This is a genomic window from Micromonospora sp. GCM10011542 (assembly GCF_042650685.1).
Classification (GTDB): Bacteria; Actinomycetota; Actinomycetes; order Mycobacteriales; family Micromonosporaceae; genus Micromonospora.
In genome coordinates, this window is the sequence record NZ_JBHSBO010000042.1 from 1 (window position 1) to 16,459 (window position 16,459).

A 16,459-nucleotide genomic window follows, 5' to 3' on the forward strand; every position below is an offset into this window, starting at 1 on the left:
GGTTGGAAGGACATGCCGCTGACCGACGCCGCGCAGACCGTGCAGGTCTCGGCCTACCCGGACGCCTACGCCCAGTGGGAGCAGCAGGCCGCCGACCTCGTCGCCAAGCACTGGAACTGACACACCAGAGCACGACAGCACGACCGCACGACATGATCGCTGGCCGGCACCCGAACACTGGGGTGCCGGCCAGCGGCATATCCACCGACAGTCCACGTACCTCGAGCTAAACCGGAACCGGCACACGGACGGCGACCAGAGTCAGGGCTGGGGGGCGACCGTCCCCGGCGCAGGGATCAAGCCTGACCGCCCGGAGCCGGGGACGGTCGCCCCCCAGCCCCAAGCGCAACCACCGAAAACCCGCAAGCCGCAACCCGAGGACATCAGACCCGGAAGCCAGCCGCCCGAGCCGCCTCACGTTCCCGACGCCGCCCGGAACGTCGGCGCAGGAACCAGTAGACGAAGGCCACCAGCCCGAGCAAAAAGGCCAGCACCAGCACGGGCAGGATGATCGCGACCACCGACACCACGACGCTGGTCGCGTCCTCGGCGGTGCTGGCCACCGGGGCGCCGAACCCGGCGGTGGTGGCGTTGATGACCGGGCGCGCGGCGGACTTGAGCAGGTGGACGCCGAGCGCCACCAGCACTCCGGTGACCACCGGCACCCACTGGTGTGACGAGAAGAAGCTGCCGGGGTCGCTGACCGTCACCGTCTCGGACGAGGAGCCGGCGCCGAAGGCCAGGCCGCCGGCGGTGGGGCGGACCACCGTCTGCACCACGTCGTTGATGTGGTCGACCACGGGGACCTTGTCGGCCACCACCTCCACGGCGAGCAGCACGGCCAGGATGACGACGACCCACCCGTTGCCGAGCCAGGTCCAGCCGCTCGGCAGGTCGATCAGGTCGGTGTAGCGCGCGAGCAGACCGAGGGTGAGCAGGGGTATGTAGGCGTTCAGCCCCGCCGAGGCGGCGAGGCCGGTGCCGGTGAGGACTTCGAACACCGTCTCAGCATCCCACCGCCGCGCCAGTGCCGCTCGGTGGCGATCGGCAGGCACTCGGCTACCCTCGTCGGGTGCGGTTGGTCATTGCGAAGTGCTCGGTGGACTACGTCGGACGGCTCTCGGCTCATCTGCCGCTGGCCACCCGGTTGCTGATGGTGAAGGCGGACGGGTCGGTGTCGATCCACGCCGACGACCGGGCGTACAAGCCGTTGAACTGGATGAGCCCGCCCTGCCGGCTGGAGGAGGCCCCGGGCATGTGGCGGGTGGTCAACAAGGCCGGTGAGGAGCTGCGGATCACCCTGGAGGAGATCTTCCAGGACACCTCGTACGAGCTGGGCGTGGACCCTGGTCTGCGCAAGGACGGGGTGGAGGCGCACCTGCAGGAGTTGCTGGCCGCCAACCCGGGTGTGCTGGGCGAGGGGTACACGCTGGTCCGCCGGGAGTACATGACGGCGATCGGGCCGGTCGACCTGCTCTGCCGTGACGCCAACTCCGGCTCTGTCGCGGTCGAGATCAAGCGGCGCGGTGAGATCGACGGGGTGGAGCAGCTCACCCGTTACCTGGAACTGATGAACCGGGATCCGCTGCTGGCGCCGGTGGTCGGGGTCTTCGCCGCCCAGGAGATCAAGCCGCAGGCGCGGGTGCTCGCCGCCGACCGGGGCATCCGCTGCGTGGTCGTGGATTACGACAGGCTGCGCGGCATCGTCAAGGACGAGCTCACCCTCTTCTGACCGCGCACGCCGGCCGGCCTCACCTCGGTACGCAGCCGGACCGGCAGGAACTGCATCCCGGGTGCGATCCAGCGCGGTTCGATGGGGAAGTAGCGGTAGGGCGTCTGCACCCAGTGCCGTCCGGCGAGCGAGCGCACCGCGTCGGCGAACCGTGCAGCCGACGCTCGTGCCCGCCGACGCGCTCCAGGACCGAGTTGGAGAAGACCAGGTCGTACCGGTCGCCGCTCAGATGGGCCGGCAGGTTGCAGGCGTCGGCCCGTTCGACCCGGGCCCAGTCGGGGACGATGGCGGGCGGCTGTTCCAGGTTGACCACGGTCACCCGGGCCGGTCGGAGGGTGGCACGGGTCCAGGTGCCGAGCCGGCCGCCGAGATCGATCACGTGCATCTGGTCGAGGTCGGGGAAGGTGCGTGCCAGCCAGTCCGAGCGACGACGTCGCTGCCGAGCGCTCCACGACCGGTCACTGTCGACAAGGCGGTAACGCAATCGATTGGGGCCCATTTAACGCAATGTGCCGTCGCGAACACGGCGGACAAACATGGGATTCACCTATCCCTGCCGGGATCGGTTATCCGACACTCACCTGCCGTACATCATCTTGATGGCCTTCACGAGACGGGCCATGTCGGACGGGGTGCGTTCGAAGGTCATGGACGGCAGCAGCGAGCGGGCCCGCCGGCGGGTGATCGCCTTGGCCCGGCCGAACTCGCGCAGCCCGTCCGCACCGTGGATCCGCCCGAAGCCGGAGTCACCCACCCCGCCGAAGGGCAGGGTGGACATCCCGGCGAAGGTGAGGGCAGAGTTGATCGAGGCCATCCCGGAGCGCAGCCGCCGGGCGATCGCCACGGCGCGGCGCCGGCCGAAGACCGAGCCACCCAGGCCGTACGGCAGGGCGTTGGCCCGGGTCACGGCCTCGTCGGCGTCGCGGACCCGGGTGATGGTCAGCGTCGGCCCGAACGTCTCCTCGCGGACGGCGGCGGACTCCTCCGGCACGTCCACCAGCACGGTCGGGTGCACGTACGGCGGCTGCACGGCCTCCGGGCCGCCGAGCACGGCGCGACCTCCCGAGACGATGGCGTCGTCGATGTGCCGGCGGATCACGTCGAGCTGGCCGGGCATGGTGATCGGGCCGATGTCGGCGCCCTCCGCCCCGACGGTCAGGCGGCCGGCGCGGGCCACCACCTTGTCGAGAAACGCGTCGAAGATCGGGTCGACGGCGTAGACCCGCTCGATCCCGATGCAGGTCTGGCCGGCGTTGGTCAGCCCACCCCAGACGCACGCCTCGGCGGCGGCGTCGAGGTCGGCGTCGCTGTCGACGATCATCGCGTCCTTGCCGCCGGCCTCGATCAGCACCGGGGTCAGTGTCTCGGCGCAGGCGGCCATGACCTTCTTGCCGGTGGCCGTGGAGCCGGTGAAGGCGAGTTTGTCCAGTCTGGAGCGGCACAGCGCGGCGCCGACGTCGCCGAGCCCGTGCACCGCGGCGAACACCGGCTGCTCGGGCACCACCTCGGCGAAGCTGTCCACCAGCCACTGGCCGACGACCGGGGTGTACTCGCTGGGCTTGAACACCACGGCGTTGCCGGCCGCCAGGGCGTACGCGGCGGAGCCGATCGGGGTGAAGACCGGATAGTTCCACGGGCCGATCACGCCAACCACCCCGTGCGGCTGGTATTCGAGGTGACCGGAGAACTCGGCGAGGATCAGCCGGGACCGCACCCGGCGCGGGCCGAGCACGCGGCCGGCGTTGCGGGCGGCCCAGTCGATGTGCTCGATCGCGGTGACGATCTCGACGATCGCGTCGGCGACCGGCTTGCCGCCCTCGACGTGCACCAGCTCGGCGAGCTGTTCGATCCGCTTGGCGAGCAGGGCGCGCCAGCGCAGCAGGCGTTCCCGGCGACCGGTGAAGCCGAGCGCGGCCCACCACTCGCCGGCGGCGCGGGCGCGATCGACCGCCTGCCGAACGTCGGCCTCGGTGGCGATCGGGAGTCGCCCGGCCTCCGCGCCGGTCGCCGGGCTGGTGGAGACCAGAAGGCCCGCCTCGATGACCGGGGTACCGGGGACATGCACAGCCGTCATGGCGGAAGTCTAGATTACTCGCCGGTAGGGCTGCGATCGCGCCGACGGCACCGAAGTCACCGCCCCCTGCCCGGTCGTTGATCAGGGCAGGCCACCGGCAGGTCAGCGAACCGGGCCACCCGAACCGTCGAACGGGAGGTGGCCGGGAGGAGGCGGCGAGATGGCCGGCCGGTCGGTATGGGCGACTACCGTGTGATGGCAGGCTGACGCGCGGAGTGACGGTGTGGGGTGGAGGACTGACTGTCCATGGAGGAACATCCGGAACTGATGCCGCTGTTGACGGTGGCCGGCGGGCCGATGCGGGGCGCGAGCTTCCGGCTGCGTACCGAACCGCAGCTGATCGGGCGGGCACCGACCGCCCACGTGGTCATCCCCGACCCGCACCTGAGCCGCCAGCACGCCGAGGTGTGGCTGGCCCCGGAGGGGGCGACGCTGCGCGACCTGGGCTCGACCAACGGCACCTGGCTCAACGACCGCCGGATCACCGGCACCGAACGCCTCGCCGACGGCGACGTGGTCCGGGTCGGCCGTACCGAGCTGCGTCTCTTCGACCCGGGGGTGGCCCGCACCGACCCGGTCGGGCTCAGCTTCGGCCCGGCCCGCCGCGACCACCGGCCCACGCTGCCGCTGCCGCTGGCACCGCCGCCCACCGCGCCGCGCGGCACCCCGGTCGACGCCGCGCTGACCCCGGGAGACGCGCCGCATTGAATCCCGGCGCCGCGCCACGCTGAGGCCGGGTAACGCGCTGAGGTCAGGGACCCACCCGCCTGGTCGGCCGGCCTCGAATGAGCGGGCGCGGCCACATTGGAGGAGCGCCCGGAATGGGCGGTCGACACCTGGTGCGGCGGTCCGCGGCGTGGCACCATCCCGCGGATGGAGACCGAGCAGCGCACCGTCACGGCGAACGGCATCACCCAGGCGGTACGGGTGGCCGGCCCGCCGGACGGCACGCCGGTGCTGCTGATCCACGGCAACTGCTCGTCGGCGCTGTTCTGGGAGCCGCTGGTCCGTCGGCTGCCTCCGACACTGCGGGTGGTCGCTCCCGACCTGCGCGGCTACGGCGACACCGAGGTCGCGCCGGTGGACGCCACCCGCGGTCTGCGCGACTTCGCCGACGACGTGGCCGCGCTGCTGGACGACTCCGACCTGTTCGGCTCGGCCGACGCCCGCCCGGTCGTGGTCGGGCACTCGCTGGGCGGGGGAGTGGCGATGCGGCTGCTGGTCGACCACCCGCACCGGGTGGCCGGGCTGCTGCTGGCCGCACCGGTCTCGCCGTACGGCTTCGGCGGCACCCGTGACCTGGTCGGCACGCCGTCCACCCCCGACTTCGCCGGTACCGGCGCCGGCACCGTCAACCCCGACTTCGTCGCCCGGCTGGCCGCCGGCGACCGGGGCACGGACGCCCCCACCAGCCCACGGTCGGTGCTGCGCAGCGCGTACGTCGCCGAGCCGGCCGCACTCGGCGCCGACGAGGAGCTGCTCCTGGACAGCCTGCTCTCCACCGCCACCGGGGACGACAACTACCCCGGCACGGCGGCGCCCTCGGCGAACTGGCCGGGCACCGCCCCGGGGGAGCGTGGCGTGCTCAACGCGCTCGCGCCGACCTGGTTCCGGCTCGCCGACGAACTGGTCGCCGTCGCGGCCAAGCCGCCGGTCACCTGGGTACGCGGTGACGCCGACGTGATCGTCTCGGACACCTCGCTGTTCGACCTGGCGTACCTCGGCTCGCTCGGCGTGGTGCCCGGCTGGCCCGGCGAGTCCGCCGCCCCGGCGCAGCCGATGGTCGGCCAGACCCGGGCGGTGCTGGAGCGGTACGCGGCGGCCGGCGGCGCGTACCACGAGGTGGTCCTGCCGGGTTGCGGGCACAGCCCGCACCTGGAGCGGCCGGCGGAGTTCGTCGCGGAGCTGCTGGCGTTGACCGGCGTGCCGGCCACCTGACCGCCACCCGGGAGCACCCTGGGCGCGGTGGGTGAAATATGCCACGGCGTCTCGACAACCGAGCGTCACATGGCAGACTCGCGCGCATAACCTTAGCGGCCGTTCAGCGGCCGTGCGGAGCATTTGGGGAGGCCGGTCGTGGCGCGCGAGTTCAGCAGCGTGGGCGTGGTGGGACTGGGCACCATGGGTGCCGGCATCGTCGAGGTCTTCGCCCGCAACGGCATCGACGTGGTGGCCGTCGAGATCTCCGAGCCGGCGCTGGAGCGCGGCCGGGCCAACCTCACCGGTTCCACCGACCGCGCGGTCGCCAAGGGCAAGCTCGCGCCGGAGGACCGGGACGCGCTGCACCAGCGGGTGCACTTCGCGGTCGGGCTGGACGCGCTGCACTCCGTCGACCTGGTCATCGAGGCGGTGCCCGAGCACCTTGACCTCAAGCAGCGGATTTTCGCGGAGCTGGACCGGGTCTGCCGGCCGGAGACCATCCTTGCCACCAACACCTCGTCGCTGAGCGTCACCGAGATCTCGGTGGCCACCACGCGGCCCAACCAGGTCATCGGCATCCACTTCTTCAACCCGGCCCCGGTGATGAAGCTGGTCGAGGTGGTCCGCACGGTGGTCACCTCGCCCGAGGTGGTCGCCGACGTGGAGGCGCTCTGCGCCCGGCTCGGCAAGGTCGACGTCACCATCAACGACCGGGCCGGCTTCATCGCCAACGCGCTGCTCTTCGGCTACCTGAACCACGCGGTCGGCATGTTCGAGTCGCACTACGCGACCCGCGAGGACATCGACGCCGCCATGAAGCTCGGCTGCGGCCTGCCGATGGGCCCGCTGGCGCTGATGGACCTGATCGGTCTGGACACCGCGTACGAGATCCTGGACACGATGTACCGCCGCGGCGGGCGGGACCGCCGGCACGCCCCGGTGCCGCTGCTCAAGCAGATGGTCACGGCGGGGCTGCTCGGCCGCAAGTCCGGCCGGGGCTTCTACACCTACGAGCGGCCCGGGTCGCCGGTGGTCGTACCGGACGAGGCGACGCCGCTGACCACCGAGGCCGCGCTCGCCGACGGCGCCCGCGCCATCGCGAAGGTCGGCGTCGTGGGCTCGGGGACGATGGCCACCGGGATCATCGAGGTCTTCGCGAAGGCCGGCTACGAGGTCGTCTCGGTCACCCGGGGCGCGGAGAAGTCCGCGAAGGTCTGCGAGGCGGTGAAGACCTCGCTCAACAAGGGCGTCGTCCGCGGCAAGCTCGCCGAGGCCGACCGGGACGCGGCGCTGAGCCGGATCAGCTGGTCGGCGACGCTGGACCACCTCGCCGACGTCGACCTGGTCGTCGAGGCGGTGGTCGAGGAGCTGAGCGTGAAGAAGGCGCTCTTCGCCAGCCTCGACGAGATCTGCAAGCCGGGCGTCGTGCTGGCCACCACCACCTCCTCGCTGCCGGTGATCGACGTGGCGATGGCCACCCAGCGGCCGGCCGACGTGGTGGGGCTGCACTTCTTCAACCCGGCGCCGGTCATGCCGCTGGTCGAGGTGGTCCGCACCATCCGCACCTCGCCGGAGACCACGGCCACCGCCCGGGCGGTCTGCGCCGCGCTGGGCAAGACCGGCGTGGTGTGCGGCGACCGTTCCGGCTTCATCGTCAACGCCCTGCTCTTCCCCTACCTGAACGACGCGGTGAAGATGCTGGAGGCCAGCTACTCCACGGCCGACGACATCGACCACGCCATGAAGCTGGGCTGCGGTTACCCGATGGGCCCGTTCGAGCTGCTCGACGTGGTCGGGCTGGACGTCTCCCTGGCCATCCAGCGGGAGCTGTACCTGGAGCTGCGCGAGCCGGGCTTCGCGCCCGCGCCGCTGCTGGAACACCTGGTCACCGCCGGCTACCTGGGCCGCAAGACCCGCCGCGGTTTCCGCGACCACTCGCACCGCTGAGCGTGTCAACGCCGGCCGGCCCGGGCGGCGTCTGCAGGGTGTGACCTTCGAGGAGTACGTCGGCAGCCGCGGCCCGGCCCTGATCCGCCTGGCCCGGCTGCTCACCGGCGACCCGCACCGGGCCGAGGACCTCACCCAGGAGGTGCTGTCCCGGGCGTACGTGCACTGGCGTCGGATCTCCCGCGCCGACCGGCCCGACGTGTACGTGCGCCGGATGCTGGTCAACGCCAACAACTCCTGGTGGCGGCGTCGCTCCAACCGCGAACTGGCCACCGCGAGCTTCGTCGACCAGCCGCACCGCGGTGACCTCGGCGGCGAGGCGGCCGACCGGGACGCCATGTGGCGGCTCATCCTCGGCCTGCCCGACCGCCAGCGCGCCGTGCTCGTGCTGCGCTACTACGAGGACCTCGACGACGCGACCATCGCCCAGATCCTGGACTGCTCGCCGGTCACCGTCCGCACCCACGCCATGCGTGCGCTCGCCAACCTCCGGGAGCGCTGCGGCGTCCCGACGACGAACGGGAGCCGACCGTGACCGACCTCGACCAGCGGATCGACCAGACACTGCGCGAGCACGCCGAGGGCAGCGTGGACACCGACCGGCTGCTGGCCGGCGCGGTGACCCGGGGCCGCGCCCGGGTCCGTCGCCGGCGTACCGTCGCCGGCACCGCGCTCGGCATGGTGGCGGTGCTCGGCGTGGGCATGGCCGTCGGCCCGGCGGACCTCCCCGGGGCGGGCCTGGACGGCGTCCTGCCCGGGCTGGGCCGACCGGCCGACGCCGTGGCGTCCGCGGTGCCGCCCCGGGCCGACGGCGTACCAGGCGCGGCCGCCCGACCCGACCAGGTCGGCGCCGATCCGAACGTGCTGCACTTCGGGTTCGCCCCGGGCCGCCTCCGGTACCTCTACTGGTCGGTGACCCCCGGGGTGGAGACGGCGCAGCTCGACGTGGGCGGGCGGGCGGTCACCCTGGAGCTGGCCGCGTCGGCCGAGGCGTTGCCCGGGTACGCCCCGGGCCTACCGGGAAGCGCGTCCGTGCCGGTCGGGAAGGGCGTCTTCGACGGATCGGTGTCGCAGGCTGCGCTGGTCGACGACAAGCCGGTCTGGCTGCGGCACTGGCAACCGGCCCCGGGAGTGTACGCGCGGGCCACCGTCACCGGCGAGGACCGGCGCGGCCTGTTCGACGTGGCCACCGCGCTGCGGCTCGACCAGGCGTACCGCTGCGGGGGCCCGCTGCGGCTCACCACGCTGCCGGCGGATGCCCGGGTCACCTCCTGCGACGGGCAGGTGGCATCGTTCCCGTCCGGGTTCCAGTCGCGGCTGGTGGTCACCCGAGGGGTCGAGGCGCAGATCTTCGTCGAGTTGCAGTACGGACTCGGCATCGTCGGGAATCGCACCGAGGGAAACCGGACGATCGGTGGCAGACCGGCCTACCGCTCCGGCCCGGGCGCGATTGAGCTGCTCGGCTTCCCCAAGGCCCATCTGACCGCCCACCTCGGTTTCCCGGACAAGGGGTTCACCGATGACGACGTGGCGACCGTGCTGGGCGGGGCGCAGGTCGCCGAGCCGCTGGACGATCCCTCCGCCTGGTGACCGCCCGGGCCGCTCCGGCCGCCGGACCGTACGCTTGGTGACTGTGAGCCCCCGTCGCAACCGCCCCCGCCGGGACGAGAACGCCAACCTGGATTCGGATCGGGTCCGGCAGGGCGTCGCCTCGGTGCAGCAGTGGACCGACGGTGCGTGGCAGGTGCGCGGGATCGGCGCCGGCGCGTCGGTCAAGACGTACCGCTGCCCCGGTTGTGACCAGGAGATCCGGCCCGGGGTGGCGCACCTCGTGGCCTGGCCGGCCGACGGCCTGGGCGACCTGACCGACCGGCGGCACTGGCACAGCGGCTGCTGGCGGGCCCGGGACCGGCGCGGCCCGGCGGTCCAGCGCGGCCGGGGCACTCCGCGCTACTGAGCGACCCGGCCGGGGCACCTCGCGCCACGGCTCGGCAACCCGGCCGGGCGTCTCGCGCCACGCCTGAGCGACGTGGATCACCCCGTTCGCGCCCGGGCGGGCGGCGGCGGCGACTTCGCGACAGACTTGACCGGTGAGCACACCGATCCGCGCGTCGTCGATCCTGCCCGGCCGTCGGGAGGACATCGAGCTGCACACCGCCGACGGTCTGCGGCTGGTCGGGGAGCTGGCTCTCCCGGCCGACCGGGCGCCGGTTGCCACCCTGATTTGCCTGCACCCGCTGCCGACGCACGGCGGGATGATGGACAGCCACGTGTTCCGCAAGGCGGCCTGGCGGCTGCCCGCGCTGGCCGACCTGGCCGTGCTCCGGTTCAACACCCGGGGCACCAGTAGCCTGCGCGGAACCAGCGAGGGCGCCTTCGACGCCGCGGTCGGCGAGCGCTACGACGTGGCCGCCGCCATCGAGTACGCGGAGTTCGCCGAACTGCCGAACATCTGGCTGGTCGGCTGGTCGTTCGGCACCGACCTGGCCCTGAAGCACGGCTACGACCCGGCGGTCGCCGGGGCGATCCTGCTCTCCCCGCCGCTGCGCTTCTGCACCCCGGCGGAGTTGGCCGTCTGGGCCGACTCGGACCGGCCGCTGGTGGCCCTGGTGCCGGAGTTCGACGACTACCTGCGTCCGACCGAGGCGCGGGAGCGCTTCGCCGCGGTACCGCAGGCCGAGGTCGTCGGGGTGCCCGGCGCCAAGCACCTCTGGGTCGGCGACGCGGAGACGGTGCTCGACGAGATCGTCCGCATCGTGAACCCCGCGGTCGAGGTGCCGCTGCCGAGGACCTGGGACGGCCCGATGGAGAAGGGCGACGTCAGCGCGTACGCCGACCGCACGGTCGCCTCGTTCGCCGACACGCCGGTGCCCGGGCCCCTCGCCGACCCGGCCGGCTGACCCACGCGCGCCCGGTCAGCGGGTCTCCTGGCGGGGGAGGACCACCTCGCGCAGGATCAGTTGCAGCGCCGCCACCGTGGGAATGGCGATCAGCGCGCCCACCACGCCCAGCAGCGCCACCCCGAGCAGCGCGGCGAGCAGGGCCGCCACCTCGTTGACCTCCACCGAGCGCCGCATCACCTTCGGGTAGATCACGTAGTTCTCCACCTGCTGATAGATCAGGAAGAACACCGCGCAGGCGATGCCCACCGGCAGGCTGGTGGCGAACCCGACCAGGCTCACGATCACCGCCCCGAGGGAGGCGCCGATCTGCGGGATCAGGTCGGTCACCGCGACCACCACGGCCAGCGCGAACGGGTACGGCAACCCGACGATCAGCGCGAAGACGAAGGTGGTCGCCCCGGCCAGCACCGCGATGCTCAGCGCGCCGACCATGTAGGCGCCCACCTTGGCCAGGATCTCGTCGCCGATGAGCTGCACGCGTTCCCGGCGCGAGCGGGGCACCAGCGCGTACCCCAGGGAGCGCAGCCGGTTGAAGTACGCCAGGAAATAGATGGTCAGCACCAGCACGGTCAGCGTCCGGAAGACCGTGCCGAAGATCAGCTGGGCGCCGCCGAGCACCCCGCCCAGCGCCCGGCCCACCGTCTCCGCGTTGGCCGCGTTCTGCACCCGCTCCACCACGTCGTACCGCTCCACCAGGTCGTTGACCGTCGGGTTGCGCCGCAGCTCCTCGAGGAGGCTCGGGATCTGGTCGACGAACTCACCCGACTGGGTGACGATCGGCGGGACCAACGCCACCACGCCGCCGCAGAGCAGCAACACCACGCTCAGCGCCACCACCGCGACCGCCAGGCCGTGCGGCAGGCCCCAGCGGCGCAGCCGCACCACCGCCGGGTTGAGCCCGACCGCCAGGAAGAGCGCGATCAGCACCAGCACCAGGATGCCGCCGGCATTGCGGATGCCGAGATACAGGGTGTACGCCAGCAGCACGCCGAGCGCGCCGGTGAAGCCGAGCAGGAAGCTGCTGCGCCGCAGCGGTCGTCCCGGCGTACCGAACCGCCCGGACGGTACGGCCGGCGGCTCCTCCGCGTCGACATCCGGACCGGGCTGCGGCACCGGGTGTGGCAGCTCCGCCGACGGTGTGCCCGGCTGCACGGCCGGTTGGTCGCGTGGTTCCGTGGCCGGCGTCGCGGCTGGCTGTCCGTCCGGGTCGTCGGCCGGCGGCCCGTTCTGCGGCACGATGGATCTCCGGGGTCAGGCGGTGGGTCGGCGGGCGGCGGCGACGAACGCGCGCCAGGCGGCGGGGGCGAAGGTCAGCACCGGCCCGCTCGGGTCCTTGCTGTCCCGGACGCCGACCACCCCCGGCAGGTTGTCCGCCACCTCGACGCAGTCGCCACCGCTGGCACCGCTGCGGGTCGACTTGCGCCAGCGTGCCCCGTTCAGCTCCATGTCGTCACTACCCTCTTCATCAGCTCGATGGACTGCCGGCGGGACAGGGCTTCGTTTCGCACGCTCTCCCATCTCGCCAGCAGCGTAGCCAGACCATCCTCGGTGTCCACCACCGTGCCGCCAAGCTGGTTCTCCAGATGCCCCACCCAGCCGCCGTCGGCACCCCGGGCGAGGACGAATGGACCGGACAGTCCGACGTGGAGTCCGACCTCGGCCGGAACAATGTGCACACTGACGCACGGCTGCTCCGCACAGGAAATCAGGTGCGTGATCTGCTCAGCCATGAGCCCCCGGATCTCCTCGCCGGTGCGGCGCAGCACCATCTCGTCGATTACCGCGACGAACTGCGGAGGATCGCTCTGGGTGAAGATGGCCTGCCGGTCCATCCGGCCGGCGAGCAGTCTGCCCACGCTCTCCTCGCTGAGCATCTCGTCGCCCCGTAGGACGGCGCGGGCGTAGTTCTCGGTCTGGAGCAGGCCGGGGATCAGCGTGGGCTGGAAGCAGCGCAGTTGCTGGGCGGCACGCTCGGCATCGAGCCAGGGTCGGAACCAGCTCGGTTGACCGTCCCGTTCGGCCAGCTTGAGCAGGTAAACCAGCGTGATCCGGCGCACCGTGAGCGGCAGCGGCCGTCAGCGCGCGGCGACCGGCCCACCCGAGGGTGGGCCGGTCGCGGTCGAGGCGGGTTGGCGTCGCGGTCGCAGCGGTCAGTCCTTCTCGACCGTCACCTTGCTGGGCTTGGCGCTGCGCTCGTCGATGGTGGGCTTGCTGGGCCGCTTGCCGTTCTCGCCCGTGCTGGTGATCTTTGTCGGGGTGGCGCCCCGACCGCCCTCACCGGGCATCGCGGCGACCGTCGGCTCGCCGTCGACCCCGGCGCTGGCGGCCCCGCCGTCGACCGTGGTGACCGGCTCGGCGGCCGGCCGCGCCTTCGACTGCTCGGCGCCCTCCGCCGCTGCGGTGCCGGCCGGGCGGGCACCGTCGACGGGAACGGCCTTGGCGTTCGGACCAGCGCCGTTCTTCGACGCGGTGTCGACCGTTGCGCCGACCTTCGTGCCTGCGTCGGCCTTAGCGGCGGCGGCGACCTTCTTCCCGCCGTCGGGCCGGTGCCCGTCGGGGGACCCGGCCGTGACGGCGGTGGACGGGACCGCTCCGTCGCCGCCGGCCGGGCCGGTGGCGATCTGCAAGCGCAGCTCGGCCATCTGGCGCTGCAACTCGTCGGACTCCTGTCGGGACGCCCAGGTCTCCTGCCGCAGGTCGGCGAGCTGCTGCTGCGCCTGGGCGATCTCCAGCATCACCTGGGCGAGCTGCTGCCGGCCGGCCGCCGCCTCCTGCTGGGTGGCGGCGAGGTGCTGCTGGGTGGTGGCCAGGTGCTGCTGGGTGGTGGCCGCGTACTCCTCGAACTGGCGGCGCGACGTCGCGACGTGTTCGTCGGCCTTGCGGCGCTTGTCCGCCGACTCGGCCTCGGCCCGGCTGAGCAGCGTCGCCGCTTCCTCCTCGGCAGACTGCCGAATCGCGGCCGCGCCCTGCTCGATCTCGTTCTTGCGGCCGGTGTACTCGCTCTCCAACTGCTCCCGGCGCGTGGTGAAGCTGGTCTCCAGCTCCTGCTGGCGGGCCTTGTGCTGCTTGTCCAACTCGTCGCGGCGCTTGGCGAACTCCTGCTCGGCGCTCGCGCGCCGCTGGGCCAGCTCGCGGTCGGCCGCCTCCCGCCGGGAGTTGACCTCCTGCTCGACCCCGGCCCGCCAGGCGCCCAGCTCCTGCTGGGTCTGCGACCGCGCGTGCTGGACGTACGCCTCGGTCTCGCTGCGCATCCGCTGCACGTAGGCCTCGGTCTCGGCCCGGCTGCGCTTGGCCGACTCCGCGGCCTGGGTGGTCACCCGTTCCGCTTCCTGCTGAGCCTTGGCCCGGGTGGCCCGGCCGGCCATCGACGCGTCGTCGATGATCTGCTTGGCCTCCTGCTGCGCCTTGGCGTGGGTGGCCCGCCCGGCCTCGGTCGCGGCGTCGGTGAGCCGCTTGGCCTCCTGCTGGGCCTTGGCGTGGACCTCCTTGGCGGCCTCCCGGAGCTGGCTGGCCTCCTGCCGCGCGGTGGTCAGCGCCTCGCGGGCCGCCTCACGCAGCTTTGTGGACTCCTGCTGGGCGCGGGTGTGGATCTCCTTGGCGCTGTCGCGCAGCTGGGTGGCCTCCTGCTGGGCCTTGGCGAGCGCGTCCTGCGCCGCCTTGCGCAGCTTCGCCGACTCGTCCTTGGCGGCCTGGAGGGTCGCGTCCGCCTCCGCGCGTCGGGCGGCGCTGTGCCGGTCCTCCTCCGCGCGCCGCGCGGAGAGGGCGATCTCGAAGTCCTTGAGGGCCTTCGCGGCCTGCTCGCGGGCCTCCTCGATGATGTGCTCGGCGGCGGCCCGGCGGGCCTCAATCTCCTCGTTGGCGGCCGACAGGATCGCCTCGGCCTGCTCCTCCGCGATGGTGAGGATCTGCTCCACGCGAGGGCCGAGGTGCCGGAAGGAGGCCCGGTCCACCACGCCGACCTGCTTGCGCACCTGGGCGAGATCGCGCTGAAGCACCTCGACCTGGCCAGCGAGCTTGTGGATCTGGGTATAGGCCTGTTCGCGTTCCGCTGCGAGGGTCGCGATCTCGTGCTCCGCACGCGCCACGTACCGGTCGACCTGTTTCTTCTCGTACCCCCGCAGAGCGGACTCGAAGCTAGGCTCCGTGGTCACGTCCCCGCCGAGAGCGAACAGTTCCTCGCCGTGCGACATGCCCCCATCCTCACACGCATCGGGCCCTGCTGGGGCGATACGGACGCCCCTTGTGGGACCTACTTCACTCCTGACGCGGCAAGGGATGTCACGGACGTCGGAAACGCATACGGCGCGAGGTCACACCGGTCACCCGGTGTCACCTCGCGCCGTCGATGCCCCGATCTGGCGCCTCGCGTCAGCTGGCGGTCTCCGCGTTCACCCGCTCCTGACCGGCGTCGGCCTTCTTGACCTCCGGCTTGGCTGCCGGGGCGGCCTGCGCCGGCACGCCGGGCACGATGCCGGCGAGGCCGGAGAGCATCTGGCCGAGCTGCGAGGTGACCGCGTCCTTCTGCCGGGTGAGGTCCTCGACCTCGCGGCGGGCGGCCTGGGTGGTCAGCTCCGCCTCGGTGCGGGCCTCGGTGAGCAGGCGCTGCGACTCGGCCTTGGCCTCGTTGAGCGTCTTCTCGGAGAGCGCCTTGGCCTTGTCGATCGTCTCGTTGGCGTTGCGCTCGGACTCGACCCGGCGGGCCTCGGCGCGCTGCTCGATCTCCTTGGCCCGCTCCTGCGCGGCCCGGGCCCGCTGCTCGGCCTCGCTGACCAGCTTCTGGGTCTGCGCGACCTGCGCGGCGTGCCGCTCGGACTCCTCGCGCTCGGCCTTCTCCCGCCGCTCGGCGAGCTGGAGCTCCAGAGCCTGGAGGTCCTTGTCGCGCTTGTCGCGGGCGTCGGTGAGCAGCTTGGTGGCCTCGGCGCGCTTCTCCTCGGCCTCGCGGGCGGCCTTCGCCCGCTGCTGGGTGATCTCGCGCTCGGCGGTGGCCCGGAGGGTGGCCACCTCCCGCTCGACCGTCGACTTGAGCTCGGCCACCTCGTGCGCGGTGACGGTGCGCAGCTGCTTGGTCTCGCGCTCGGCGTCGGCGCGCAGCGTGTCGGCCTCCCGGCGGGCCTGGACGCGGACCTCGGCGGCCTCCCGCTCGGCGGCGGTACGCACGTTGCCGGCGTCGCGCTCGGCGCTGGCCTTCATCGCGGCAGCCTCGGCGCGGGCCTTGTCGGTGATCTCACGGGCCTCGAGGCGGGCGGCGGAGAGGATGCCCTCCGACTCGCGCTTGGCCTCGTTGCGGTGGTCGTTGGCCTGCTCCTCGGCGAGCCGGAGGATCTGCTCGACGCGGGTGCCGAGGCCGGAGAGGGTGGGCCGGCTGTTCTCCTCGAGCTGCTTGTTCGTGTCGGCGAGCTTCTGCTCCAGCGCGGTCATGCGCTGTTCGGCCTGGCGGAGCCGACGCTGGGCGTCGTTCATCCGCTGCTCAGCCTCGGCACGGGCCTGCTCGGACTGGGTCAGCGCGGCGGTCATCCGGCCGATGAAGTCATCGACCTGGTGGGTGTTGTATCCGCGCAGGCCAACGGTGAAATCTGGCTGCGAGTTCGCGTTATCGAAGAACGCGAGAGGGGAGGACTGCTGCTGGGGCATTGGGACATACTGGCAGACGCCCCAGGGTGCTTCGCAAGAGCGGTACGGAGCTTTCGTGTCCTCATTACATGGTCAACTTCGGCGCTCGACGACGCCGGACCAATCGGCGATCTTGGCAGGTCCCGGGCGGGTCGGACGACACGCAGAGTGACGCGAAAAAGGGCCGCGGCGTGCTCCCGCGGCCCTTTGTTCGCCCCTGGCGGGTATCCCGCAAATGGGTGTGGAAGAACAATGGTCGATCACCGCAATGGC

General features: G+C 72.4%; 15 protein-coding genes. 8 read left to right on the forward strand and 7 right to left on the reverse strand.

The features are described 5' to 3' along the window. Positions 1-383 precede the first annotated feature (383 nt). Complete coding sequence (locus tag ACFOW4_RS15665) at positions 384-1,001, reverse strand: DUF4126 domain-containing protein (protein ID WP_377528266.1); 618 nt, start codon at positions 999-1,001, stop codon at positions 384-386. Between the two features lie 71 nt (positions 1,002-1,072). Between ACFOW4_RS15665 and nucS the strand changes: the two genes are divergently transcribed. Beyond that, positions 1,073-1,732 carry an endonuclease NucS gene (nucS, locus tag ACFOW4_RS15670; protein WP_377528268.1) on the forward strand — a complete coding sequence of 220 codons (660 nt, stop codon included), beginning with the start codon at positions 1,073-1,075 and terminating at the stop codon, positions 1,730-1,732. Between the two features lie 577 nt (positions 1,733-2,309). On the opposite strand, the gene ACFOW4_RS15675 is transcribed toward nucS, so the two are convergent. After that, positions 2,310-3,806: an aldehyde dehydrogenase family protein gene (locus tag ACFOW4_RS15675; RefSeq protein ID WP_377528270.1), complete on the reverse strand. Its 1,497-nt coding sequence runs from the start codon at positions 3,804-3,806 to the stop codon at positions 2,310-2,312. A gap of 246 nt (positions 3,807-4,052) precedes the next feature. On the opposite strand from ACFOW4_RS15675, the gene ACFOW4_RS15680 reads away from it, so the two are divergent. The 7 genes from ACFOW4_RS15680 (at position 4,053) to ACFOW4_RS15710 (ending at position 10,573) form a co-directional block, all read left to right on the forward strand. After that, positions 4,053-4,514 (forward strand): FHA domain-containing protein, encoded by a 462-nt coding sequence (locus ACFOW4_RS15680; protein WP_377528272.1) that lies wholly within the window; start codon positions 4,053-4,055, stop codon positions 4,512-4,514. Positions 4,515-4,679: 165 nt separating this feature from the next. After that, the gene (locus ACFOW4_RS15685; RefSeq protein WP_377528274.1) at positions 4,680-5,744 is read left to right on the forward strand and encodes an alpha/beta fold hydrolase; all 1,065 of its coding nucleotides are present in this window, start codon (positions 4,680-4,682) and stop codon (positions 5,742-5,744) included. A 138-nt stretch (positions 5,745-5,882) separates the two neighbouring features. Then, a complete protein-coding gene (locus tag ACFOW4_RS15690; RefSeq protein WP_377528276.1) occupies positions 5,883-7,673 on the forward strand; it encodes a 3-hydroxyacyl-CoA dehydrogenase family protein in 1,791 nt (596 codons plus the stop codon). Positions 7,674-7,713: 40 nt separating this feature from the next. Beyond that, entirely contained in the window at positions 7,714-8,208 is a 495-nt protein-coding gene (locus tag ACFOW4_RS15695) for a SigE family RNA polymerase sigma factor (RefSeq protein WP_377528278.1), read from the forward strand. Continuing rightward, positions 8,205-9,263, forward strand: a complete 1,059-nt coding sequence (locus tag ACFOW4_RS15700; RefSeq protein ID WP_377528280.1) for a hypothetical protein — start codon at positions 8,205-8,207, stop codon at positions 9,261-9,263. Before ACFOW4_RS15695 ends, ACFOW4_RS15700 begins: the two co-directional genes overlap by 4 nt. 37 nt (positions 9,264-9,300) lie before the next feature. Then, the gene (locus ACFOW4_RS15705; protein WP_377528282.1) at positions 9,301-9,630 is read left to right on the forward strand and encodes a hypothetical protein; all 330 of its coding nucleotides are present in this window, start codon (positions 9,301-9,303) and stop codon (positions 9,628-9,630) included. A 133-nt stretch (positions 9,631-9,763) separates the two neighbouring features. Continuing rightward, positions 9,764-10,573, forward strand: coding sequence for an alpha/beta hydrolase (locus tag ACFOW4_RS15710; protein WP_377528284.1), 810 nt, complete (start codon positions 9,764-9,766; stop codon positions 10,571-10,573). Positions 10,574-10,588: 15 nt separating this feature from the next. Here ACFOW4_RS15710 and ACFOW4_RS15715 read toward each other — a convergent pair whose 3' ends face one another. The 5 genes from ACFOW4_RS15715 to ACFOW4_RS15735 form a co-directional block, all read right to left on the reverse strand. Next, on the reverse strand, positions 10,589-11,689 hold the full coding sequence (locus ACFOW4_RS15715; RefSeq protein ID WP_377528455.1) for an AI-2E family transporter: 1,101 nt from the start codon (positions 11,687-11,689) through the stop codon (positions 10,589-10,591). 138 nt (positions 11,690-11,827) lie between these two features. After that, positions 11,828-12,022 carry a DUF397 domain-containing protein gene (locus ACFOW4_RS15720; RefSeq protein WP_377528286.1) on the reverse strand — a complete coding sequence of 65 codons (195 nt, stop codon included), beginning with the start codon at positions 12,020-12,022 and terminating at the stop codon, positions 11,828-11,830. Then, a complete protein-coding gene (locus ACFOW4_RS15725; RefSeq protein ID WP_377528288.1) occupies positions 12,013-12,633 on the reverse strand; it encodes a DUF5753 domain-containing protein in 621 nt (206 codons plus the stop codon). Before ACFOW4_RS15725 ends, ACFOW4_RS15720 begins: the two co-directional genes overlap by 10 nt. A 93-nt stretch (positions 12,634-12,726) precedes the next feature. Next, the gene (locus tag ACFOW4_RS15730) at positions 12,727-14,766 is read right to left on the reverse strand and encodes a hypothetical protein (RefSeq protein ID WP_377528290.1); all 2,040 of its coding nucleotides are present in this window, start codon (positions 14,764-14,766) and stop codon (positions 12,727-12,729) included. A 178-nt stretch (positions 14,767-14,944) separates the two neighbouring features. Continuing rightward, a complete protein-coding gene (locus ACFOW4_RS15735) occupies positions 14,945-16,207 on the reverse strand; it encodes a cell division protein DivIVA (protein WP_377528292.1) in 1,263 nt (420 codons plus the stop codon). Between the last annotated feature and the right edge of the window lie 252 nt (positions 16,208-16,459).

What these genes read in the sequence shown, in the direction of transcription:
- ACFOW4_RS15680 (WP_377528272.1), top strand. Translation starts at nt 4,053, where the DNA reads ATGGAGGAACATCCGGAACTGATGCCGCTGTTGACGGTGGCCGGCGGG.
- ACFOW4_RS15730 (WP_377528290.1), bottom strand. Translation starts at nt 14,766, where the DNA reads ATGTCGCACGGCGAGGAACTGTTCGCTCTCGGCGGGGACGTGACCACG.
- ACFOW4_RS15675 (WP_377528270.1), bottom strand. Translation starts at nt 3,806, where the DNA reads ATGACGGCTGTGCATGTCCCCGGTACCCCGGTCATCGAGGCGGGCCTT.
- ACFOW4_RS15720 (WP_377528286.1), bottom strand. Translation starts at nt 12,022, where the DNA reads ATGGAGCTGAACGGGGCACGCTGGCGCAAGTCGACCCGCAGCGGTGCC.
- ACFOW4_RS15735 (WP_377528292.1), bottom strand. Translation starts at nt 16,207, where the DNA reads ATGCCCCAGCAGCAGTCCTCCCCTCTCGCGTTCTTCGATAACGCGAAC.
- ACFOW4_RS15685 (WP_377528274.1), top strand. Translation starts at nt 4,680, where the DNA reads ATGGAGACCGAGCAGCGCACCGTCACGGCGAACGGCATCACCCAGGCG.